A 23,681-nucleotide genomic window follows, 5' to 3' on the forward strand; every position below is an offset into this window, starting at 1 on the left:
GTTTTGTCGGAAAACAGAAGATCAATTATAAAAAAGGCAGTATCGGTGCTGCTTGTTTCGGCAGCTGTAATATGTGCGGCAGTGCTTGTCGTGAGAATGAAAAGAGGCAGTGATACCGTGGGCAGACTAAGCAATGCTTCGGAGGCTGATGAGACTGCCGCTGTGTCCGCGGAGGTCACCACTGAGGTCACGGAAACGACCACAGAGGCGCCAACAACTACGGAGCCTCCCGATGATATCACAGTCAGGATAGACAGTATGTCTCTCCACGAGAAGGTGTGCCAGCTCTTTGTGGTGACTCCCGAAAGCCTTACAGACGGAGAGAATTATTCCGTGGCAGGGGAGATGACGAGGGAGGCGCTGAAGCATTATCCCGTTGGCGGCATAATATACTTCGCAAAGAATATAGACTCTGCCGCCGCTATATCACAAATGATATCAAATACATCGGCCTATGCGTCGGAGCAGAGGTCGGTGCCGCTTTTCTATGCAGTTGACGAGGAGGGCGGCACAGTGGCAAGGTGCGCACTGAAGGCGGGCACAACATGGTTCGATCCCATGTATTACTACAGGTATCAGGGAACGGAGACCGCCTTTTCCAACGCTGAGACCATAGCCTCGGATATATCTGCTCTTGGCTTCAATCTTGATTTTGCTCCCGTGGCGGATACATGGTCAAATCCCTATAACACCGTTATAGGCACCAGAGCCTACAGCGATGATTTTCAGCAGACTGCCGACCTTGTGGCTTCGGCGGTGGAGGGCTTCCACAGCGGCGGCACATTCTGCTCGCTGAAGCATTTCCCGGGACACGGCGATACCGCAGGGGACTCCCACTACGGATCGGTCTATACCGACAAATCGGTGACTCAGCTGATACAGGGTGAGTATCTCGCCTTCAGGAGCGGTATAGCTTCGGGAGCTGATATGGTCATGGTGGGACATATCACTATGAACGGTGTGGACGGCAAGCCTGCCACACTGTCCCGTGTGATGATAACCGACGAGCTCCGCGGAAGACTTGGCTTTGACGGTGTGGTGATAACCGATTCTCTTTCCATGAGAGCAATGGCGGACATCTACTCAAGCGGTGAACTGTCAGTCAGAGTCCTTGAAGCAGGCGGCGATATGCTGCTCATGCCGATGGATCTGAAGGAAGCTGTCAGGGGCGTGGAGGCTGCTGTGGCAGACGGCAGGCTCACAGAGGAGAGGATAAACAGGAGCGTGAGAAGGATACTGTATCTGAAATCGCAGAAAATGGACATAAAAAAGAGCTGAACATCGTTCAGCTCTTTTCGCTTTCATTTATATCCGTGTGGGAGTCTCTTTCAAGCTCCACGGTTTTTCTGCGCCAGTTATTGGCTGCAAGCTTGTATGCTGTATCAAAGAATTCTGCCGCCTTATCGGTATTGCCCATGAGCTTAGAGCAGCGTGCCTTATCAAGAGTGATACCGAAGGATATGGGCTTTACGTTATCGTACTTTTCAAGGAGCTTCATGGCATTCTCGTATTGTCCGTGTACCAGAAGGGACTCGAAATAGGCAGTATCTATGAAGTAGTTTACCCAGTCGTTCTTTCCGCGCATACGCGAGAAGTATTTCTCGCCGCTGCTCAACCATTTTTCGGTCTGGCCGACGTCCTTTCTTGCGGAGCACAGCTGTATCAGCAGCACATGGAGCATTATCATATTCTGCTGCGCGTTGAGGTCGGCTTTGTTTTCGGCAGCTCTTTCCATGTACTCCATATCGGCCATATTCAGCTTTTCCTCTGCCTCGTCATAGCGGTGCAGTGAGATATAGGCCTCGCCAAGGAACATGGCATACTGTGATATGTACAGCCGGTTGTGCTCCTTATCCGCGAGACAGCTGGTGAGTTCCTTCTCCATTTCGTCAATGAGGGTTTCGGAATAGCCGTCCTCGGCGATACGCATGACAAGGCCGCGGAAGATCCTGTACTTCTTGTTCATGCGCGGAGCTATGAACAGGGATATGACGATATTGACTATAACGGAGGCAACAGCTGCAAAGACAAGTCTGAACAGCACAGAGCCGCCTGTGGAGCCGCTGCCTAAAAGAGCGGAAGCGGCGTCAACTCCCGTAATGAGAGTAAATATGAGCAGGAATACCAGTGACCACCGCTTCAGAAGATAGATGATGACAGCGGAGGCACGGTTTTTATTTGTGTGATCGTTCATAGAGTATCATGCTTCAAAAATGAAGCCCTTTCTGAGTATGATTCCGGCGGTCTGTTGAAAAGGCTCCGAGTTTATCGGAGCCTGTTGTTTTCAGGTCGAAGGTGCCAGCAGCTCTGTCAGTATCCTTCTGAGAGCTATAAGGTCGAAAACGTCCTCTGTGCCGTCGTGGTTGATGTCGCAGTACTTGTTTGCCTTTTCCAATCCCTGCAGATAGCGGTGGTAGAAAACAAGATCGGCCACATTGACGCTTCCGTCGCTGTTTACGTCGCCTTCAAGAGGCTTTGGCGGAGCTGTAGTAGTTGTAGTGGTCGTTGTTGTTGTGGAAGTAGTGGTCGATGTGGTAGTTGTAGTCGTTGTTGTAGAAGATGTGGTGGAAGTAGTGGTAGTGGAGGTTTTTGACGTTGTTGTGGTCGTAGAAGTTGATGTAGTGGTGGAAGATGTTGTAGTGGTGGTCGTAGTTGATGTTGTTGTGGTCGTAGATGTGGTAGTAGTAGTAGTAGTAGTTGTTGTTGTTGTTGTTGTTGTTTCCGGGCCCGGAGAAGTGGTGTGGACGTAATTGGTTTCGGATATGTCAGGGTAGACGAACTGGGTTATATGGAAATCAGTTTCGGGAGTATGATTGGTAAAGAAGCTCTTTGAGCCCTTCAGGAAGTAATCGTACTTTACTTCGCGGCCGTTCTCTCCGTCAACGTCGTCCCATGTCACGTCCATTGCGTACCAGTTTCCGTCCTCCATCCTGACATAATTCCACATATGACCTGTGTTTATATCATAATTCATATTGCCGAAGACGCATATACAGGGAATATCGAGTTTGTCGCACATGAGCTTGAAGGCCTTAGAATAGCCCTCGCATACAACTCCCGGCTCCACGAGAGCACCCAGAGGGGAGCTGCTGAACCGTGCAGAGGTGTCATAGTATGTGAAATTGGCGATATAGTCGTGTATGCTCTTCAGCTGTTCGTACTTGTCATTGCCCGTAACAGGAAAGCTGTCTATTGCCTCGGTGAGCTTGTCGCCGTATTCGATCGCCTCGTCCATGGACGAGAATGCACTGAGATATGCGGGAGTTATCACAAGAGTCCTTACCCTGAGAGTATACTGTCCCGTCCAGATGTTGGAGCTGCTGGTTGTATCGCCTCCGAGGCCGATGTTTATGCCGCCCGGTTCAAGCCAGTACAGCTCGGGCATATCAAATATAGCAGCGTCTATGCCGGGCTTGCAGTTGCCGAATATGGCCGCTTCGTATGTAGCGCTGTCCTCCTCGGTAAAATTCGGTGAACCGGGCAGGGCAGAGACTTTGAAGGTGACAGTCTGTGGGAGCCTTATACTTATGGGAGTGACCGAAGGCCCGTTCAGCTTTGCAAAGGCATTGTATACCGCAAGATTGTTCGTGTCAAGGATATCCTTGTAGTTATAGGAGCCCTCAGAGTAATTGGATTCCAGTGAAGGATATTCGGGCAGCGACATGACTGACGTATCAAAATCACTCAGCAAAAGCTCGTTTTCCGTCAGAGACGGTTCAGCGGATTCTGCCAGACTTTCGGCTGCCGAAACACCGAAACCTGCACACATGAGAAGTGCGGCTGATGTAATGAATGAGATTGTCGATGAGATTAATTTTTTCATACAGATACCTCCTAATTGAAGCAATTAATTCCCATCCCCTGATAATCTTTCTTTATACTTTTATTATATACAAAATGTCCATAAAAGTCAATGGCTGTTTCTGATTTTTCATTGAGAATTCACATTGCCTTTTTAGTGCAGAATGCTATTCCAAACAGGAATACCGCTATATATAGCCGAATAGTGCGGAATGACACAAAAAACAGAGTTTTCCTGCATTATTATTTGTTATATTGTCTCTTGAAAATAGGTGAATGCTGTGATATACTGTTATGTGGAGATTTTGTGCATTTTACTGCGCTTAATAATATTTGAAAGGTGAGATACCGAGAATGATTTTATCACAGATGACAAAGGAACAGCTTCTCTCGTTCAAAAGCGAGAATGAAAAGCTCTACAACGACTTCAAGGGTCAGGGGCTTTGTCTTAACATGGCAAGAGGAAACCCCTGTAAGGAGCAGCTTGAGCTGAGCGTTGATATGCTCAGGGCCTTTGATGACGGCGACTTTATGAGCAAGTGCGGATCAGACGTCCGCAATTACGGTGTTCCCGACGGTATCCCCGAGGCTAAGAAGTTCTTCTCCGCCATGATTGGCGTTGAAGAGGACGAGATAATTATTTTCGGCAATTCCAGCCTCAATGCCATGTTCTTCTCTGTACAGTGCGCTTTCAACAAGGGTATCCTTGGCAGCAAGCCCTGGTCGCAGTGCGGAAAGATCAGGTTCCTCTGTCCCGTGCCCGGATATGACAGACACTTCAAGGTAACTGAGTTCTTCGGCATTGAGATGATTAATATTCCCATGACTCCCACAGGTCCCGATATGGACATGGTAGAGGAGCTGGTAAAGGACGAGTCCGTAAAGGGCATATGGTGCGTTCCTCAGTACTCAAACCCCGACGGTATATGCTACAGTGACGAGACAGTAAAGCGTTTCGCAGCACTGAAGCCTGCCGCAAAGGATTTCCGTATCTTCTGGGACAATGCCTACTGTATACATCACCTTAACGATAATCCCAGGTACATACTGAATATCCTTGACGAGGCCAAGAAGGTGGGCAACGAGAATATCGTATATGTATTCGGCTCCACTTCAAAGATCACATTCCCCGGCGCAGGCGTAGCAGTTATGGGCGCCAGCAAGGAGAATATCAACGAGCTGAAGAAATATCTCGGCATCAGCATAATCAGCTACGATAAGATGAATCAGCTCCGCCATGTGAAGTTCTTCGGCACATTTGAAAATATGCTGGAGCACATGAAGAAGCATATGGCTATCATAGCTCCCAAGTTCAGACTTGTGTGCGATGTACTGGATAAGGAGATCGCTCCTTTCGGCATCGGCAGCTGGACAGATCCCAAGGGCGGCTACTTTATTTCCTTCAACGCTCCCGAGGGCTGCGCAAAGAGGATAGTTCAGCTCTGTTCTGAGGCAGGAGTTACTCTTACAGGTGCCGGAGCTACCTTCCCCTACGGAAAGGATCCCGAGGACAAGAATATCAGGATCGCTCCCACATATCCTCCCATAGAGGATCTTGCAAAGGCTATGGAGCTCTTTGTTATCTGCGTAAAGATAGCAGCAGCCGAGAAGCTTCTTGCGGAATAATGTATTTGAGCCATGGTACGTAAGTATCATGGCTTTTTTATTGTTTTGCATAGTAAAAAGCCCCGAAACATATGCTTCGGGGCTGGTTTATACCGTTATTTGGACTGTGCGAATACTTCGCTGTCTATAACTTTTTTGTTCTCCTCAAAGTCCACCTGAAGAACGTTTCCTACGTCCACATCAGCGCCGTAGTAGGTACCCTCGGCAGGTATCTGCACCTGCTTGGTGTCATAGCCCATACACAGCGGCAGACGCAGGGAGAGAAGGTACATTTTCAGACCTGTCATATTGGTTGAGACATCGGGTATGACGTCTGACGCAAGGTTCTTGAACATGGATGGACGGCAGGTCTTGAGCTTTGCAAGTATCAGCGACATAACTCGGCGCTGGCGCTCCGTCCTCTCGAAGTCGCTGTTGCCAACCTTTCTTATACGGGAGTAGGAAAGAGCCTGTTTGCCGTTGAGGTGGAGCTTTCCGCCTCCGCTGAGAAGATCGGCATTTCTGTCGTCGCCCATTATCTCGTTTACCTCTGATATGAGTATAACGTTTATCTCCTCGGCCTCTGCGTCTGAGACCTCTATATCTATACCGCCTACAGCGTCAACGACCGAGGCGAAGGATACGAAGTCCACCGAAACATAGTCATCGATACGGACGTCGAAATTGTACTCTATGGTATCCATCAGCAGTTCTGGACCGCCGAAGGCGTATGCAGCATTGAGCTTGTTCCAGCCGTTATCCGGGATCTCCACATAGCAGTCACGCATGAAGGAGGTCATTACGATCTCATTGGTCTTTCTGTTGAGAGAGACAAGTATCATGGAGTCGGAACGTCCGCGATCCTCTGATGTTCTGCCGTCTGTACCTATGACCAGTACGTTGCGGACATAGCCTCTGCCAACGGAATCGGCATAGTGATTACGTCTGCCTGTAGGCTGCTGATTAACCTTCCGTATGAGACATACCGAGGTACAGGAGTATATACCGAAAAGCAGCAGGAAGAGTATGAGCACGATATGGAGCAGTCTGCGGATTATCCTGCCTGCAAGTGACTTGTGTCTGCGCTTTTTCTTCTTCTTTTTCGGAGGCTCGTCGGCTCCCGTGGAAGAAGGCCTTTTTCTGCCTGATGGCTGGGGCTGGGGAGCAGCGGGAGCCACAGGGGGCGGGGGAGGAGCATATCCTCCTGCGGGCTGACTGCCGTGCTGCTGAGGCGACTCGCGGTTGTAGTCATAGTAGCGGCGGTCGCTGTAGTCGAACTGCTGCTGAGTCGGCGGCGCAGATGACTGTGGGAACTGAGGAGGCTGCTGAGTTTTGGGGAACTGCGGCGGCTGCTCCGTATGAGGGAACTGAGGAGCTGGAGCCTGTGCCGTTGAAGGCTTGTTAGCAGTTGGTGTATTGCTTCTTCTGTTGACTTTTTTAAGCGGTGGCAGACTGCTTCTGGGTTCGCTGTAATTCTCTATCCCGCCGGGAAGCAGCATTGTATCCTCGTCGTCTGTATTTCTTATGTTGTCCGGCTCTCTGCCGTTATATCTGTTTGGCATGATGATCCCTTTCTTTTAATGCTGTAAGAACCTGTATCAGGCACTTGCGCCGATACAGGTTCTTTGTTTGTTTATGGTTTTTTCAGACTTACCGCGATGTAGGTAAGTGCCGCCCAGGCCACATTGTATACTGTCAGGGCAGTTGCCGACATATACACGAAGTTGGACTGGAAAGCCTTAGAGAGTATCAGCAGCATACACAGCACAAATCCCAGCAGTATGGAAGCCGACTGGAGTATAAGTCCGAATATGGCTGAGGTGTGTACAACCTTAGTACCTATGAGAAGCTCGGCAAGTGAGGCGAATTTGCCTGTTGTAGCCATTGAAGCGCTGAGACGTACAGCCTTCTTTGTCTCCTCATAGAAGTCCTCATGGTGCTTCTTGGGCAGTATCCTTGCCATCTCCTCGGGGATACCGAAGAGGGTATTGAGCTTTTTGAGGGTTATGCAAGGATCTATGCTCTTTATGAACATACATATCTTGTTCTTGCAGAGCTTCTTAGCCCATCTCTTGACGTAGCGGTCCGCAACTATATCCACCACGAACATTGCTGCAAGATTGCCCGATATAGAAAGATACAGGGCGTCCTTGCGGCTGTCAACGAATTCCGCCTCCTGTGTTTTTGTGGGGAGGCCCTCGATATTATGGCTTGTCATGAGCTCGCGATTTCCGAAAAGGACTCTCTTGTTGTTTATCCAGCCGCACATACCCATGCCCTCCTCGTAGGAGTAATTTTCAATGGGATAAATGTCTCCGTTTCTGCCTGCGATAACGTCGGTAAAGAGCTGGGACATTATGCTGCCTGCGGTAGCCGTAAGGCTGGCTGCTTCGAGTAGAGCCTCGTCAAGCTTGGTATTGGAGAATACCTTGATACCGTCAAGTCTGACAGTACCCTCGGGGAAGAGAGAGCTTGCGTCTATGAGTATGGAATTGGTGTCATAGAAGTCGTCAACGCTCTGATATCCCAGCATTATGCCCTTATTCCCGATAGCGCTTTTTGAAACGTTCTCAAGGGGGATATTGACCACGAAGGGCATTGCGATACACGATGTAGCGCATATGAGCATACTGAATATAGAAAAGCCGAAGGCTGCGGATTCCAGTGTTGTAAATGTGCCCTTGCAGAAGAATGTAAGGAAGAGAGATACCACTATTGAGGCTATGAGACATATTGGTGAAGCCTTGCGGCAGAAATCGTCGGTCATATCCGATGAGTAGGTATATCTCAGAAAGTCCGTAAGGAAGTCTGTCTTTCTCATGGAAGCCATGATAGGGAAGTCTCCGAGAGTTCCTCTGGTGATTCGTTCCGCTCTGTCCTCGTCGGTGACGTAGGTGACTCCGTGTCTGTCGAAGTTCTTGGATACGAACCTGAAGTTTCTGGCGGCTCGTCTGATGATAAGCAGCTTTCCAACGGCGTTTATCAGCAGTGCAAGTATGCCTACGGGCATATATATGTGTATGTTTTCCGATCTTACGAGATCGGGACGCATAAAGGCAGGGATAATGGCTATGAGGCAGGATAACGCGGTGACTGCCGTCATGGAGTCGCTGTCCGCCTTGAAGCTCAGCAGCTTCCTCATTCCCTTTGTGATGACCGCCATAGACGAAAGCACGGAAATAACGCCCAGTATCAGGTGTATGGTCAGATAAGGCTTGATATGGGACATACTGAAGAGATCCAGTATGGGCAGCTGGAACTGGTTCGACACCGTCATGAAGAGACTCAGGAATGCCGTCATGGCAAGTATGAGCACCCTTACGGATATGGTGCTTTTCAGCTCGTATATATCCCTTCCCACGTCCTCAACGTCTCCGTAGTAGTTGAAGTCCACAATACGCTTGGTGCGCTTGGCTTTGGAGTGCATGGACATATACTCGTCTGCTCCCTGCGTGATGTGTACATCAAGCTGACCTGCGTTGATATCGGCCTTTTCGCTGAGATTGATACTTGTGAGCTCTGCTCTCGGAGCGGGCTCCACAGGCTTCGCAGCTTCAACTGCGGCAGGTGAGGGGACTATATCTGTTATCTGCTTTTTGCCCTCGGGGCTTTCGGCAGCCTTTATTATCTGTATCCTTGTACGCTTTTTCTTCTTGAACTCGGGCGGAGTATACATATACTCACCCTCGGGAGTCTCCCTTGCGTATGTATAATCGTTGTTCTTGCCCCGTCTTTTCTTGCTGCTGCGCTTTTTGGCGCTCTGCACTTCCTTGGCTCTGGTGGAATCGCTCATTCTCCTTATCTTAGGAGCTTCATCGGGAGTCATCTGCACGGGAGTGATAGTTCCCGAGGGAATGACCTTGCGCTGAGGATTTGTGCGTATCTCACTCATGGCGTCCGCGCTTACAACGGCTATCTTGTGCCTTGAAAGATCGGCAGGCTTTACGTCGTCCGCGGGAGTATCGCTTCGCAGAGCGTTATCAAAAAGGGCTGATTTTTCATGAGAGACGGGAGGCCTCGACTTGGCCTTCTCAACGATGTCGGGAGATTCAACAGTAGAGTTCAGTATCTTCTGGGCATCGACCCTGCCCACTCTTTTTCTCGGGGCTTTGCTGTCGGGAGAGTATTCGTCAAGAATAGCCTCCAGCGATGGTTTCTGTTCCGACATAATTATCTCCTTATTTGCTTCCCCTGCGCTGACGCAGCACCTCATACATGAAGATGCCTGCCGCAACGGAAGCGTTGAGTGAATTGATCCTTCCCAGCATGGGAAGCTTTATCATGAAGTCGCATTTCTTTGCGATGAGCTTGCTTATGCCAAAGCCCTCAGAGCCTATTACAAGACCTGTTCCTCCTGTGAGGTCGGTCTCGTAGCAGTCGGAGCCCGACGCGTCTGTGCCGTATATCCACACTCCGTTTTCCTTGAGGGTGTCGATACAGGCGGCAAGGTTCGATACTCTTGCCACAGGCACATAGCTTGCAGCTCCTGCCGAGGTCTTGAATACCGTAGCATTGAGAGAAGCGCTCCTGCGCTTGGGTATAATTACTCCGTCAGCGCCCGAGGTCTCGGCAGTACGGATAATAGCCCCCAGATTATGAGGGTCCTCGATTTCATCGCATATGATGATGAAGGGCTTTGTGCCCTTGTTTCGTGAGACTGCAAGGATATCCTCCACAGTCACATACTCTCCGCAGGCGCCCTCGGCAACTACTCCCTGATGGGAAGCGCCGCCCGAGAGGCGTGAGAGTTTTTTATCGTCGGCGTCCTTTACAACGACGCCCTGTTCCTTTGCCATTCTGCGGATAAGTCCGAGACTTCCGCCGTTCCCGTCTATGTAAATGGTATCGAGGTTAGCACCTGATTTAAGGGCCTCGATGACGGGATTTCGTCCGCAAATTATATTTTCGGACATCTCTGTTGATCTTTTCTCTTTTTCCATATCTTACAGCGGGCGCGAAATGCCCATGCTCCTTTTGTTCTGTGTAGTAGGATCTCCGTAAAAGGAAATCATTCTTTATTATACCATTATTGTACTGAAATTACAAGTCTTTTTTAAAAACTGCATGATACCGCCGGAAAAGCCTCCGTTTTATCTGTTTATATCTATTACGGAGAGCTCGGGGCGGTTGAATATCCTGGGTATGAATATCATTCTCATTGGCCTTGCCAGTCCGCGGCTTATGATATGAGTTGTGTCTCCGTACTCATACATACCCGTGGTGTAGTCGGGGAAAATGCCCTGATCGGGGGCGTAGAGTCCCTGATCCAGCAGCTTCGGAAGTCTCCACTGTCCGCCGTGAGCGTGTCCCGAGAGGATAAGGTCGAAGTTTTCGCTGTTATTGAGGCCTTCTCCTAAGTATGCGTCGATCTGTTCGGGCTGGTGAGCAAGAAGGATATTGTAGTAATTGCCGTCAAGGGTATCAAAGCACTCCTCCAGCTGAGTTTTGTGAGCGCCGCGCTCTACAGAGTCGAGAACGCCGTATATCCTTACAGTCTCGCCGTTGACCACAGTTTCGGCGAAGTCTCCCATCAGCACGGGGCAGATACCCTGTACCTCCTTGTAGAACTCCTCCGTGTCGTCACGCAGCTCCTCGTGATTGCCGGGAGTGTAGAAGCAGGGATATTCGTGACTTAGCACAGTCATGAGCTTCAGAGCGTGCTTTGTGCCGCCCCAGGCGTCAATGACGTCGCCGCCGAATATGACGATATCGGGATCTGCTTCGTGTATCTCGTCCAGGAGCCCCGACTGATCGGTGCCGCCGTAAAAGCAGTTATGCAGATCTGATATGAATACTATCCTGACTCCCGTTTTCAGCCTGGGAGTACTGATACTGTAGTTTACGGGCTTCATGGAGAATCCCCATGCGGAAAGCAGCGACAGTACCAGAAGAATAATTCCGAATATCAGCAGCTTCTTTTTCTTTTTTGACATTATTTTCCTCTTTCTGCGATTATGTCCATCATCTCGCCTACGTTCTTCATGCCCGATACCTCGCGCATCTTGAAGCGCAGACCGAATTCGTTCTCAACGGCAGCCACCAGGTTGATATGCTCGATGCTGTCCCAGTCCTCGATATCTGCCGAGGTGGTGGAGGGGGTGACTGAAATGGAAGGGTCTCCGAAAACATCGCGGAATACCTCGTTGAGTCGTGTAACTATTTCGTTATTGTTCATCATTGTTCTCCTTATATCTTATTTTTATTACTTTGTTCCTGTTTTCGTAGTTTTCGATATCCATATGCCAGAGCGAATCACCGTTATCGGCGACGCAGTCCCTTGTGAAGCCGAAGGTGCCGTAGAGCTCCGAAACGAGATTGTTCTTGTGAGTTTTGTAGTAATACCCGTTGAGCCTTTTTATGCCCTTTTCCCTTGCATGGCGGACCAGCTCGTCAAGCATGGCGAGCTCCATATCGCGCTTCAGCACGCGGCAGCTCATGAGCCAGAGCTCGATATCCAGCTGATCTCCGCGAATCCTGCCTATGACCACGGAGACTATGCCGTTGTCGCCGAATTTATCAAGGAGCCTTCCGCATAAGCAGATATGATTGCCGCTCTCGCTGACCTCTTTTATCTCGTTTTCGTTGTAGCGCTTTGTGGTGAGGTTGAACTGGTTGCTCTTGTTGGTGAGCTGGGTGATACGCTGTATATATACCGGCTCGAAGCCGCAGATCACAGCGTTCATCTCAAGGCTGAGAAGATAGTCCTCATAGCTCTCGAACTGCTTTCTCTGGGCGGCTCTTTTTGCATTTGCCGCATACATCTCGGAACGGTGCATATCGTCCTCGGATACGGATGTGACCTCGAAGTAGCCGCCTCTTGTGAGCTTGTACATGGCGTCATGGACGTTGCTGAGGTTCACTGTCTGCACCATGGGGAGCTGTCCCTCGACGATAGCGCACTCCGCGGGATTGTCGTCCACGAAGATGAAGCTGTCCAGACCGAGGCTGAGCTCTTCGGCCGACTCGGCGATATTGCGGTCCTTGGGCTCCCAGTTGGCTTTCAGGGACACAAAGTCGGAGGGCTTCAGCACACTGCAAGGGTGCTCCAGACCGAGTATGGCGTTTTCCTTTTCGTTCTTCGAGCATACCGCAAGAAGCACGCCGTAGTCCTTGTAGCCCTTTATGAAGCTCTGGAACTCGCTGTAAGCCTGTCCCACAGCTGTTTCGGGACCTATCTCTATGCCCTCCTGACCGTCGTCGCCTATGACTCCGCCCCAGAGGGTGTTGTCCAGATCAAGGTCTATGACCTTGTGATTCTTGCCGTATATGGACTTGATTATGCAGGCGAGGCTGTAGGCCAGATCGGGTATCACAGCGGTGCTCATGGCGTACTTGTAGAGATACCATGCCTCGGCGTCATGCCATTTTGCCAGTCCGCACACAGCGGAGAGGTAGTTGATATCGTGGATATACAGTCCCTGAGCAGTGCGGGCGTGATCGGAGAGCATGACGTTCATGCGCTGAATGAAGGCGGCCTGTCCCGTTACGCTCCAGCCGTCGAAGCTTCCCGTCCTGCGGAACAGGGGAAGCTCGAAGTTGTTCTGTATTATGGGGCATGAATAGCGCTGTGTAAGGCTGTCCCAGACCTGTCTGAACACCGAGAACTGCTCGTCAAGGCGCTGCTGAACGCTTTCGGGCTTTTCGGCAGGGCTCTCGGGGAGCATGGTAAGGTTACGCGAGGTAGTATGGATATAGATTATGTCGGGATCGAAGCTGTCAAGCTCGGGATTGCCGAAAACTGCGTCCTCATAGAACTTGTTGTATTCCGACTGGTAGAATTCGGGCTCTATGCCGAAATTCAGCAGGAACAGCTCCAGTGCGGAAACAACGTGGTTTGTCGTTGAGCCCCCCAGCACAGCGACCTTTTTCTTGACGCGGACAGTGCCGTCTGAGAGCAGCGCCTTTTTCAGCGCAAGTCTCCTGCGTATTATGTCCTTGCCGTCGAACGGAAAGTTGAGTTCTTTCATTTTATCTCCTTATTTTGTCAGGTTATTGCGTATGCAGCTGCGGTTGCCTCCCACAGCTGAGAATGAGCACATGGCAAAAAGTACGTCCGTAGCTTCCACGCTGTCGATGAAGTCGATGGCGTTGAGGTCGAAATAACGTATATCGCAGAGATATATGTTCTCGAAGGAGCTTGTCAGCATGGGCAGCAGGGCGTTGCCGTAGCTGTCCTTGAAGATAACGAGATTTCTGCCGTTCTTGCACTCTGTATTAACGTGGACTATCCTCTCGTCCGAGCCGAATACCATGTAATATCCCGAATTGGGCATGGAGGACGGGTCAAGGAGAAGATTGGCTGCCACAGGGTTTTCAAAACGAGTATTGTACTGTGTAACGGTAACGGGAGTTTTGGGCTTGTAGTAAACGAAATCCTCGGGATTATTGAGAAGGGTAGCGCTCTGGGTGTACATATAGAGAGTTCCCACATATCCCGGCAGGGTAACTTTTTCGTATTCGGAAATATCCGCAAAGGGGACGCCTGCCATGAGGGCGAATTCCTCGGCTGCGTAGTAAGCGCCGAGAGGCTGCCAGTGGTGGTCTGTCCGCGAGTAGATGGGCTCGTCCTTGTGGGCGTTGAGTATATTGTAAGCGTCCACGGGGATAACGCCGCTGAGTGACTCCTCTATGCTGTCGAAGTCAGCCTTTTCGCTGTAGGCGAGATTTGCGTAATTCTCGGGCAGGTAGAATGAGCTGGATGTGGGCAGCACCATTGAGTAGACGTTCTTGCTGCCGAGAGCCTCCTTGTACTGGTTCACGAAGGAAGCGTACTCCTTTTCCGTGCCCCATGCGCCGCCGTAGAGGGTTATGCCTCTCTTGTTGACGATGAGGATATTGTTTGTGAGCTCGCCCTGTTCGGGGACCTCCTCGGGAGGAGCGGTGGTCTCGGGAACGGCTGCTGTTTCCGTTGTGGTAACGGCGCTGTCAGCTGTCTTTGTGGTTTTTGCGGCAGTTGTGACTGCTGCTGTGGACTTGGGGACGAAACCGTTGCCGTACAGCTCCGCTCCGTCTTCGCCGTCGCCGTATTTCCGTCCCTTCAGGGGAGAGATGTTATCGGCGATGAACTGTTTTATATGAGCGCGGTCGTGTACTGTATCGTCGAAGTAGTCGGCAATGCCTCCCGTGAATTCTCCGCTGATATAGTTTTTCGGCGTGAACTTCGGGAAGGTTGCCAGCATACGGTTTTCGTCGTCGGCGCGGGTCTCATGGGGGAGAAGGGTAACATACACGAAGCCTCCTGCAAAAACTGCTCCCATGAGGAGTATATTTGCCAGCGCTATTGAGTTCAGAGCCGTCTTGCGGCGCTGCCTTCTGAGCTTTTTTGCCTTTATAGGGATATCTATTGCTGTTTTGTCACGGTCTGAGGCCTCTATTGAGATGGCAGGCCCGGGACGCGCAGCGTTTTTATTCTCGTCTGCCGGTCTGTTTTTATCTTTGACGGTCAGAACGTTTTTATTGTCCTTATTCATTTTGTTTGCCTCATCAGAATCTGTAGTAAAGGAACGGACGGGTGGTGGAGTCCACAAGCATTATGCTGGTGACTACCAGTATCATTACAGCTGCAACAGCCGCCGCAGAGGAAATGACTGCCTTTGACATGAAGCGCTTGTCCGATACCTTTTTGATCGTGCTTATAAGAGGGAAAGTGCAGATAACGGCGAGTATCAGCAGGTACATATTGTTTATCAGGGATATCTTGTCCTGCACGGCGATGAAGCCGTTGCTGCCGAAGCCGAAGGCGGTTCTGAAGAATGTGCCCAGCTTGCCTATGTCCTCAAAGTAGAATATGCCGAAGCCTATGAATATAACAAGCTTGCTGTAGATATGTCTGATAACAACGGGGATCTTTTTCATGTTCTTCTTGCCGATCTTCATTTCGATGAACACGAAAATGCCGTAATACAGTCCCCAGAGTATGAAATTCCAGCTTGCGCCGTGCCATATTCCCGTGCAGAGCCATACCAGGAAGAGTCCGCCGTATTTCCTGCGCTTGCCGAATATGGGAATATACAGCACATAGTCGCGGAAGAAGGTACTGAGAGATATGTGCCAGCGCTGCCAGAATTCGGTGATATCCTTGCATATAAAGGGATGATCGAAGTTCTCGTCGAAGTGGAAGCCGAAAACCCGGCCCAGTCCTATGGCGATATCCGAATAGCCCGAGAAATCAAAGTATACCTGCATACTGTAGGCAATCACTCCGTACCAGGCTCCCAGCATGGTTGAACCGCCGATATTGCCGAGAAAGCTGTCGGCAATGGTGCTGAGAGAGTCTGCGATAAGCACCTTTTTGGCAAGTCCCAGGGCGATGCGGTTGAGTCCGCAGGAAATATCCCGGAGCTCCACACTGCGCTCATTGATCTCCTTCTCTATAGTGCTGTAGCGGACGATAGGTCCTGCCACAAGCTGCGGAAAGAGGGTCAGAAACAGCATATAATTCTTGAAGCTCTTCTGGGGCTTCACCTTTTCCCAGTGACAGTCTATAATATAGGATATGGTCTGGAAGGTATAGAAGCTTATACCGATAGGGAGCTTCAGATGCGGCACGGGTATGGAGCATGAAAAAAGGGCGTTGATATTTTCCGTGATAAAGCCGCTGTACTTGAATACTCCAAGCATGAGAAGGTCGTATACGACAGCAGTGACTGTCGCAGCAGTATCACCCTTTTTGCCCTGATATTTTCCGATTATCAGTCCGGCAGTATAGTTAACCGCCGCCGTAACAAGCATAAGGAAAATATATACGGGCTCACCCCACGCATAGAATAACAGCGAGAAAATGATCAACACCGTGTTTTTTTGTTTTATCCCTCTTGCCGCTGCATAGCATAAAAGGCATAAAGGGAGGAAGATATATATAAAGAATAGTCTCGAAAAAACCATTGTTCTACCGCCTTGCTGCTTTTGTTCTGTATCTTTTTTCTGTACCGCATAAAGCCCGGCGGGTAAACTAAAATCAAATAAAAATCTCTGTATTTCTGCTTTTTTCGGGATAATTGTCCCGTACATTTTATTATACAACAAAAGCGGCAGGAATGCAAGAGAAAAAGACGGCGATTTTCAAAAAAAGGAGGCTTTTTTCAAAAATCGTATCAAGCCACAAAAAAGCCTGTTTTCAGAGGCGGATTTTTGTACGGAGCTGTAGTGAAACAAAAAAGCTCCCGCAGAAACGGGAGCTTTCGGTAATATGCTTACTGTGCGTCGGGTGTATCCTTCTCAACAAGAGCTTTCAGACCTGTTGCAAGACCTGCAAGGCCCTGTATCTCGCTGGGGATAATGATCTTTGTAGCCTTGCCGTCAGCAGCCTTGGCGAAGGATTCGAGGGACTTGAGCTGTATAACTCTCTCGTTAGGATTAGCGTTATTCAGCTTAACGATACTCTCGGCCAGAGCCTCCTGTACCATTTCGATAGCTCTCGCTTCACCGGTAGCCTCAAGGATCTTCTGCTCTCTTACGGCGTCAGCTCTGAGGACCATAGCCTGCTTTTCAGCCTCTGCCTCGAGGATCTGGGATTCCTTCTTAGCCTGTGCGCGGAGGATCTGAGATTCCTTTTCACCTTCTGCAACCAGGATCTGTGACTTCTTGTCACCCTCTGCCTGGAGGATCTTCTCACGGCGCTCACGCTCAGCCTTCATCTGCTTTTCCATAGCGTCCTGGATCTCACGAGGAGGCAGGATGTTCTTCAGCTCAACGCGGTTTACCTTGATACCCCAGCGGTCTGTAGCCATATCCAGTATAGCTGTGATCTTGGAGTTGATAACGTCTCTTGATGTGAGGGTGGCGTCCAGTTCCATCTCACCTATGATGTTACGGAGAGTTGTGGCGGACAGGTTCTCGATAGCTGCCAGAGGTCTTTCAACGCCGTAGATATACTGCTTGGCGTCGGTTACCTGATAGAATACGACCGTATCGATCTGCATTGTAACGTTATCCTTTGTGATAACGGGCTGAGGCTTGAAGTCTACGACCTTTTCCTTCAGTGATACCTTGCCTGCGATCCTGTCGATGAAGGGGACGAGAACGTGGAGTCCTGTTTCCCATTCAGCGTGGAACGAACCGAGACGCTCGATAACGAACACATGAGCCTGCGGAACGATCCTGAAGGATCTGATTATAACGAATAAGAGAAATACGATTACAAGTAAAACAATAATTCCTAATGGTTCCATTTTAAATACCTCCGATTGATCTTATGGATAGTTAATGTTTGTTATTCCGGCCTTACGCGCAGTTTGGCGCCCATGACCTTTGTGACTATGACTATAGCCCCTTCGGGAATAATCATGTTCTCGTCCTCAGGAACGGCACTCCAGTTTACCCCATTGAGAGTGACACGACCTGTACCTTTGTCTGCGTTGATCTCCTCGATGACCGTGGCGTGTCTGCCGACGTCAAGCTCGGCATTGGTCGCAACAGATGTCTGCTTCCTGCGTTTTCTTATGAGCGGAACGCTCAGCAGCAGGAAGACTGAAGAGGATATAATGAATATACCCAGCTGTTCAAGCGCGGTAAGCTCATAGAAATAGCTCAGCAGAAGCGTTACCATAGCGCCTGCTGCGAACCAGATCGACACGAGCTGTACCGTGACGACCTCCGCGATCACAAAAGCGACAACTGCAATAGCCCAAAACAGTACACTCAAGGCGAGTTCCCCCTTTCGCAATTATTTGTAGTAATCCCTACATAATTCATTATATCATCAAAGTATGAACTTTTCAAGTATGAAGAGCAGTATTGCGACAAATATTTTTAGACAGAGGGTATAATAATTACTTTTTATACAATTCTGTATATGCCATAATATAGGGAGCTAAGCCTTTTACATCATTCTTTTCCGCCTTTTGGGTGACACAGCAGTCCGCAGGACCCGAGGGAGCGCAGTCAATGGCGATATTTCCCAGCAGAGGGATATCTCCGCTGTTGTCTGCGTATTTATCCGTGACGGCTTCAAAGGCTCTCACGCCTGTCTGACGGATATGGTCTCCGCATATGTCCAGCCTTGCGGCTTTCATAGCGGCATAAGCGAACAGCAGGGTGCCTCCTGTCTCGGGGAAGTTGTCCTTGTTTTCCGGGCGCACGGGCTGATGCAGCAGCATACCCTCGGCCGTGACGTACCGCGACATATCCGCAAGCAGCTCTGCAAGCTGTCTCCTCAGCACATCGTTGGACGGATTTATCTCGCAGGTGTCCGCAAGTGCGGCGCACAGACTGCCGTTCGGGTACAGCGCCAGATCCGAAGAAAGCCCGGTTATCCTGTCGGCCCACCGCATTGAGTTTGTATCGTCGTAGCCGCTGTAATACAGCCCCGTTGCAGGATCGCGCATGATGCTCCTCAGATTGGTGAACTGCCGCTGAACGTCCTCGGCCACTCCGCGCATACTGTGGAGCTTTGCGTATTCCGCCATAAACGGCAGCACCATATATGCTCCCTCAAGCCATATCTGATCGGGATATCTTGCCTTATGCCAGAAGTTGCCGCAGGTCAGGCGTGGGTGGCGGACAATCTGTTCATACCAGAGCTTTTCAAAGCCGAGGCGGAAGCGCTGGTTCCCCGTGAGCTTCCACAGTCTGAAAAGATTCCTGCCGCCGGTAATATTTCCGAGATCGTAGTCGGCGTAGTTCATGGATGGGATAGAACCGTCCTCTCTGACATATGCCTCCGTGAATCTGATACAATAGTCAAGGAGCCTTTTGTCTCCGTTCAGGTCATAGAGCATGAGCAATGCAGTTATCATGCAGCTGTCGGTATGTCCCCGGAGCGGAGCACTGTCAGACAGGGAGCTGTCATTGTTCCAAAGCGGCCGCGACGGCTCAGAACGGAGGACGAGACCGTCTGTATATTTTGTAATGATATCATCATATTTAGCCATAATTCTCACCTCCCGCGGCGATACCGCTGAATAAATCACCATTCTGATATAATTATACATCATAACTTCATCAAAATCAATATAAAACAGCAAAAGCTCTCCGCGGAGAGCTTCTGGCTTATATACTGTTCTTTATCCTGTTTATGGCGCTTTTTTCAAGTCTTGACACCTGCGCCTGTGATATACCGATCTCGCCTGCAACTTCCATCTGCGTCCTGCCGCGGAAGAAGCGCAGGTAGAGTATATTCCGTTCGCGCTCACCGAGACCGCGTATGGCGTCTCTTATAGTCAGCTCGTCCATGCGGCTCTCCACATCGTTCATATCGCTTATCTGATCCATGATATAGAGGTTGTCCTCGGAATCGGAGTATACGGGCTCGTACAGCGATACGGGATCGCTTATGCTTTCGAGGGCGATAACGACGTCTGCACGCTTTTCGTTTATCTCGGCAGCTATCTCGTCCATGTTCGGTTCCCGCTGAAGGCTTACGGTGAGCCTTTCCTTGGCCTGAAGGGCTTTGTATGCAAGGTCGCGGAGCGAGCGGCTCACCTTGATATGGCTGCTGTCGCGCAGGTAGCGTCGGAGCTCTCCGCTTATCATTGGTACGCAGTAGGTGGAGAAGCGCACCTCTTTAGTAAGGTCAAAATTGTCAATTGCCTTCATAAGACCTATGACGCCTATCTGAAAAAGATCGTCTATATCCTCTCCGCGTCCCGTAAACCGCTGTATCACGCTGAGAACGAGACGAAGGTTGCCCTTTATGAGCTTATCTCTTGCCGCCTTGCTGCCTGTGGAGCGTATCTCTCTCAGGAGAGCCATTTTCTCCTCTTCCTTCAGCACGGTGAGCTCGGAAGTATTTATCCCTGCGATCACGACTTTGTTATATGCCATTTTCTTTCCTCCGTAAGGTTTTACGAGGATATTATTGACTGTAACCGCGTAAGTGATACAGGGAAATTTATGGCATGAAAAAACCGGGCCTGTAATTTAAGACCCGGTCATTGTTAATTCATCATGGGTGTTAACAGCTTTCTGCCTTACACTATCTCAGGGAGATGGCACAGGTGTTTACTGTTGAATGGCTGAATATAGTTTGTGTTGAAGCTCTGCAATTCCTTTTTGTCATGAAAACCGTCTTTTTCGGGCATTGAGCGGAGAACATCGGCGATATCACAGGCGAGGCCGCGGGACTTTTCATCAAGTGCTATTCGCAGCTCCCTTACAGATACAAGCACAAAGGCTGTAGCGTTGTTGGGAACAGGTGCGATAATACCGCAGCTGCGGCCTGTAATAGCGTATATTGATGAAAGAGCGTCGTTTATGTATGTCCTGCAATTCATCATATCGTCGAGAGCTGCCGCTAAATCAAGGCTATCGGCGGCGTCTGTGTTCGCTTTTATAAAACCGGCAGCCGATCTTATGAGATCTGTCATTTCTGCTCCTTTACATAGCCGATAAGCTTGCCGAGACACAGCTCAAAGCAGCTTCCGTACCAGGTTTCTTCTATATTGGGGATAGTTGCCTCGATACAGTCGAGAGTGAATCTTACTGCCATATCGAGACACTGCTGTATGTCTCTGCCAAGTGCGCAGGCTCCCGTGAAAACGCTGGAGAAAATATCGCCTGTGCCGTGGAAGCGAGAATTGATGTTCCTGTCGAAAGAGAAGTAAAACTTGTCGTTCACACTGTCGTATGCGGCGGCTCCCTGGAGCTTGTCATCGTAGTGTACTCCTGTGATAACGGGAGTCCTGCACCCAAACTCCGCAAGTCTGCGGAGGGCGTCCCTGACGTATGCCTCGTCGTAATCCTCCGTATAGGGGATACCGAGAAGAAAGGCAGTTTCCGTCATATTCGGTATTATGAAATCCGCCTTTGCGCAGAGCTCCTTCATCTTCTCCACGAACTGATCCGTAAAGCCTGCATAGAGTTTTCCCGCATCTCCGAGGACGGGATCGACTATGATATAATTGCTGTCCGTGCGGAAGTCGTCGAAGAACTCCGACACGATACCCACCTGTTCCATTGAGCCCAGATAGCCTGTATACAGCGCGTCGAAGCGCAGATCCATGCTTTTCCAGTGGCTGGCTATGGCAGGTATGTCGCCTGTGAGGTCATGGAAGGTATAGCCGCTGAAGCCCTCGCCCGTATGCGTGGAGAGCACTGCGGTAGGGATAACGGCAGTCTCTATCCCCATGGCCGATATGATAGGGAGGGCGACCGTCAGTGAGCATTTTCCGAAGCAGGATATATCCTGTATTGAAACTACCTTTTTCATAATCATCATTCTTTCAAAATAGCGTTATCAACTAATGATTATACAACAAACCCTTATCTTTGTCAATATATCAGCCCGCGTGGGTGAAATTATTATGCTGTATATGTCAGGCACGATAACGCTGATGCGAAGAAATATGTCATTAAATTGTCTGAAATGACATGATAGTACCATTGCAGGTTTGACACTCCTTCCCCTCATATGATAGAATTTAAGTACGATTTCTCTGCATATAAGCAGCAATGAAGGTGAAAAAGCATGAAGATAAACAGTATAAGTCTCGATCATGAAAGAGCACGGAATTTTGTAATGGAACGTACTACAGGCGCAGGCGTCTGGATTTTCATAGCCATGAAGGCAAAGGCCGTATTCAATATAGACGGCAGGGAGATACCGTCTCCCGAAAACTCATTTATCCTTATAACTCCCGACCAGCCCTTCAGCTATCGCTGTGATGACGACGATTACAGTGAGGACAATATCTTTTTTACTCCGGACGATGAGGAGATAAAGAGGATAACAGAAATGAATATCCCTCTTAACAAGGTAGTTCCTGCCGCAGATATCTCAAACGTAACATCATTGCTGCGCAGCATATGTCTTGAGTATTATTCTGCCAACGCAAACAGGCTGGATTCCGTGGACCTTTACTTCCGTCTGCTTCTGGGCAAGATAAATGAGAACGTATTGAATATGCGCAAGATAAGCGCAGTCCACGAGGGACTGTATATAGAAAAGCTGATGTGGCTCCGCGACAGCATATACCGCTGGCCGTCAAGAACGTGGACGGTGGACGAAATGGCTGCGGACGTATCTCTCAGCCGTTCAAGGCTCCAGCACCTGTATACCGAGACCTTCGGCATAAGCATATCAAAGGATATAATCACCAGCCGTCTTGACAAGGCGGCGGAGCTCTTGAAAAAGTCGGAGTACTCCATAAACAAGGTGGCGGCAATGGTGGGATATCCCAATGCCTCCTACTTCAACCGCCAGTTCAAGCACGGACTTGGCATGACCCCTACCGAATTCCGCAGGGAATGGCAGGAAAAGGAAGCTATATAAAACAGAAGCTCCGCAGAAAGCGGAGCTTTTTATGTATTATTCCGTATAACATACGGACGGGGAATGTAAAGTGTTGCAAGATCTCATGTTTTTAATGTTAACGGAATGTTTACTCCTGGCTGCTTGCTTTGTGGTGATCTCTGTGGTATAATAGTAAATATCTTACTATAAGGAGCGATATGATGAAAGAAATACTCAACGAGCACTTTTCGGGGGAAAGGGCTCTGTTTCAAGGCAACGAATTCAGGATATGCGGTTCTTCGTTCACAGACGGGGAGTCGCCGCTCAAGCACAGCAGGTTCATAGAACTGTCAGATTGTACCATTGTGTGCAAATATCCCATATGGTACAGCGAGAACATAAAGCTGAAAAACTGCACCATCGCTGAGGAGAGCCGTGCGGGAATGTGGTATGTCTCGGACATAAAGGCCGAGGATACGGTCATAGAGGCGCCCAAGTGCTTCCGCCGCTCAAACGGTATAAGTCTTTGCAATGTGACCTTCACCAATGGGGAGGAGACCCTGTGGAAATGCAACAATATCCGTATAGACGGCGCAAAGGTCAGCGGTGACTATTTCGCTATGGACAGCGACGGTATGGAGGTCTCGGGACTTGAGCTCACAGGCGGCTATTCCTTTGACGGAGTGCGCAATGTCACCGTGAAAAACTCTGTGATAACAGGCAGGGACGCCTTCTGGAACAGCGAGAATGTCATGATATACGATTCTGTTATCAGGGGAAAGTATTTCTGCTGGAATTCCCGCAATGTGACCCTTGTGAACTGCACGGTGGAGAGCCTTCAGGCCATGTGCTACACGGATAATCTTATACTCAGGAACTGCAAGCTGCCAAATACCGCTCTTGCATTTGAGTATTCAACGGTAAACGCCGATATCATAGGCGGCATCGACAGTATCATCAATCCCTCGGGCGGCGTGATAAAGGCGGAGTCTGTAGGCGAGGCCGTAATGGACGGTAAAATGGTGGACGTTTCAAGAACGAAGCTCATCATCGGATAAAAAGAAAACCTGCACTGTAAAGTGCAGGTTTTTATTGCTATTTGCTG

The 23,681-nt window shown here is 49.6% G+C and carries 20 protein-coding genes; 4 read left to right on the top strand and 16 right to left on the bottom strand.

The genetic code is table 11. From position 1 onward, the window contains the following. The first annotated feature begins 3 nt into the window (after positions 1-3). Entirely contained in the window at positions 4-1,278 is a 1,275-nt protein-coding gene (locus Q0Y65_RS00055; protein WP_297955231.1) for a glycoside hydrolase family 3 protein, read from the top strand. 7 nt (positions 1,279-1,285) lie between these two features. Here the strand turns inward: Q0Y65_RS00055 and Q0Y65_RS00060 are convergent, their stop codons facing one another. Continuing rightward, complete coding sequence (locus Q0Y65_RS00060) at positions 1,286-2,194, bottom strand: hypothetical protein (RefSeq protein ID WP_297955233.1); 909 nt, start codon at positions 2,192-2,194, stop codon at positions 1,286-1,288. 90 nt (positions 2,195-2,284) lie between these two features. Continuing rightward, positions 2,285-3,823, bottom strand: coding sequence for a transglutaminase domain-containing protein (locus tag Q0Y65_RS00065; protein WP_297955235.1), 1,539 nt, complete (start codon positions 3,821-3,823; stop codon positions 2,285-2,287). Positions 3,824-4,155: 332 nt separating this feature from the next. Here Q0Y65_RS00065 and Q0Y65_RS00070 point away from each other — a divergent pair, with 332 nt between their 5' ends. After that, on the top strand, positions 4,156-5,427 hold the full coding sequence (locus Q0Y65_RS00070; protein WP_297955238.1) for an aminotransferase class I/II-fold pyridoxal phosphate-dependent enzyme: 1,272 nt from the start codon (positions 4,156-4,158) through the stop codon (positions 5,425-5,427). A 95-nt stretch (positions 5,428-5,522) separates the two neighbouring features. On the opposite strand, the gene Q0Y65_RS00075 is transcribed toward Q0Y65_RS00070, so the two are convergent. The 14 genes from Q0Y65_RS00075 to Q0Y65_RS00140 form a co-directional block, all read right to left on the bottom strand. Beyond that, on the bottom strand, positions 5,523-6,968 hold the full coding sequence (locus tag Q0Y65_RS00075; RefSeq protein ID WP_297955241.1) for an LCP family protein: 1,446 nt from the start codon (positions 6,966-6,968) through the stop codon (positions 5,523-5,525). Between the two features lie 71 nt (positions 6,969-7,039). Continuing rightward, on the bottom strand, positions 7,040-9,574 hold the full coding sequence (locus Q0Y65_RS00080; protein WP_297955243.1) for a hypothetical protein: 2,535 nt from the start codon (positions 9,572-9,574) through the stop codon (positions 7,040-7,042). Positions 9,575-9,584: 10 nt separating this feature from the next. Next, positions 9,585-10,346: a 23S rRNA (guanosine(2251)-2'-O)-methyltransferase RlmB gene (rlmB, locus tag Q0Y65_RS00085; protein WP_297955246.1), complete on the bottom strand. Its 762-nt coding sequence runs from the start codon at positions 10,344-10,346 to the stop codon at positions 9,585-9,587. 150 nt (positions 10,347-10,496) lie between these two features. Then, on the bottom strand, positions 10,497-11,339 hold the full coding sequence (locus tag Q0Y65_RS00090; protein WP_297955248.1) for a metallophosphoesterase: 843 nt from the start codon (positions 11,337-11,339) through the stop codon (positions 10,497-10,499). Beyond that, positions 11,339-11,581 (bottom strand): acyl carrier protein, encoded by a 243-nt coding sequence (locus tag Q0Y65_RS00095; protein WP_297955250.1) that lies wholly within the window; start codon positions 11,579-11,581, stop codon positions 11,339-11,341. Before Q0Y65_RS00095 ends, Q0Y65_RS00090 begins: the two co-directional genes overlap by 1 nt. Beyond that, the gene (locus tag Q0Y65_RS00100; RefSeq protein WP_297955253.1) at positions 11,571-13,373 is read right to left on the bottom strand and encodes an HAD family hydrolase; all 1,803 of its coding nucleotides are present in this window, start codon (positions 13,371-13,373) and stop codon (positions 11,571-11,573) included. Before Q0Y65_RS00100 ends, Q0Y65_RS00095 begins: the two co-directional genes overlap by 11 nt. Positions 13,374-13,382: 9 nt before the next feature. Next, on the bottom strand, positions 13,383-14,876 hold the full coding sequence (locus Q0Y65_RS00105) for a DHHW family protein (protein ID WP_297955256.1): 1,494 nt from the start codon (positions 14,874-14,876) through the stop codon (positions 13,383-13,385). A 13-nt stretch (positions 14,877-14,889) separates the two neighbouring features. Continuing rightward, positions 14,890-16,197, bottom strand: coding sequence for an MBOAT family protein (locus tag Q0Y65_RS00110; protein WP_297955259.1), 1,308 nt, complete (start codon positions 16,195-16,197; stop codon positions 14,890-14,892). Between the two features lie 401 nt (positions 16,198-16,598). Next, the gene (locus Q0Y65_RS00115) at positions 16,599-17,576 is read right to left on the bottom strand and encodes an SPFH domain-containing protein (protein ID WP_297955261.1); all 978 of its coding nucleotides are present in this window, start codon (positions 17,574-17,576) and stop codon (positions 16,599-16,601) included. Between the two features lie 41 nt (positions 17,577-17,617). Then, on the bottom strand, positions 17,618-18,049 hold the full coding sequence (locus Q0Y65_RS00120; protein ID WP_297955263.1) for an NfeD family protein: 432 nt from the start codon (positions 18,047-18,049) through the stop codon (positions 17,618-17,620). A gap of 127 nt (positions 18,050-18,176) precedes the next feature. Then, positions 18,177-19,277 (bottom strand): glycoside hydrolase family 88 protein, encoded by a 1,101-nt coding sequence (locus Q0Y65_RS00125; protein WP_297955266.1) that lies wholly within the window; start codon positions 19,275-19,277, stop codon positions 18,177-18,179. Between the two features lie 118 nt (positions 19,278-19,395). Next, positions 19,396-20,169, bottom strand: a complete 774-nt coding sequence (gene sigG, locus Q0Y65_RS00130) for an RNA polymerase sporulation sigma factor SigG (protein ID WP_297955269.1) — start codon at positions 20,167-20,169, stop codon at positions 19,396-19,398. A gap of 146 nt (positions 20,170-20,315) precedes the next feature. Beyond that, positions 20,316-20,711 (bottom strand): hypothetical protein, encoded by a 396-nt coding sequence (locus Q0Y65_RS00135; protein ID WP_297955270.1) that lies wholly within the window; start codon positions 20,709-20,711, stop codon positions 20,316-20,318. Beyond that, positions 20,708-21,553: a pyridoxamine kinase gene (locus Q0Y65_RS00140; RefSeq protein ID WP_297955272.1), complete on the bottom strand. Its 846-nt coding sequence runs from the start codon at positions 21,551-21,553 to the stop codon at positions 20,708-20,710. Before Q0Y65_RS00140 ends, Q0Y65_RS00135 begins: the two co-directional genes overlap by 4 nt. A gap of 258 nt (positions 21,554-21,811) precedes the next feature. Here Q0Y65_RS00140 and Q0Y65_RS00145 point away from each other — a divergent pair, with 258 nt between their 5' ends. Then, positions 21,812-22,615 carry an AraC family transcriptional regulator gene (locus Q0Y65_RS00145; RefSeq protein WP_297955276.1) on the top strand — a complete coding sequence of 268 codons (804 nt, stop codon included), beginning with the start codon at positions 21,812-21,814 and terminating at the stop codon, positions 22,613-22,615. Between the two features lie 182 nt (positions 22,616-22,797). Then, positions 22,798-23,634 (top strand): DUF3737 family protein, encoded by an 837-nt coding sequence (locus tag Q0Y65_RS00150; RefSeq protein WP_297955278.1) that lies wholly within the window; start codon positions 22,798-22,800, stop codon positions 23,632-23,634. Positions 23,635-23,681: the final 47 nt, after the last annotated feature.

It is taken from the genome of uncultured Ruminococcus sp. (genome assembly GCF_947301925.1).
GTDB lineage: Bacteria > Bacillota > Clostridia > Oscillospirales > Ruminococcaceae > Ruminococcus.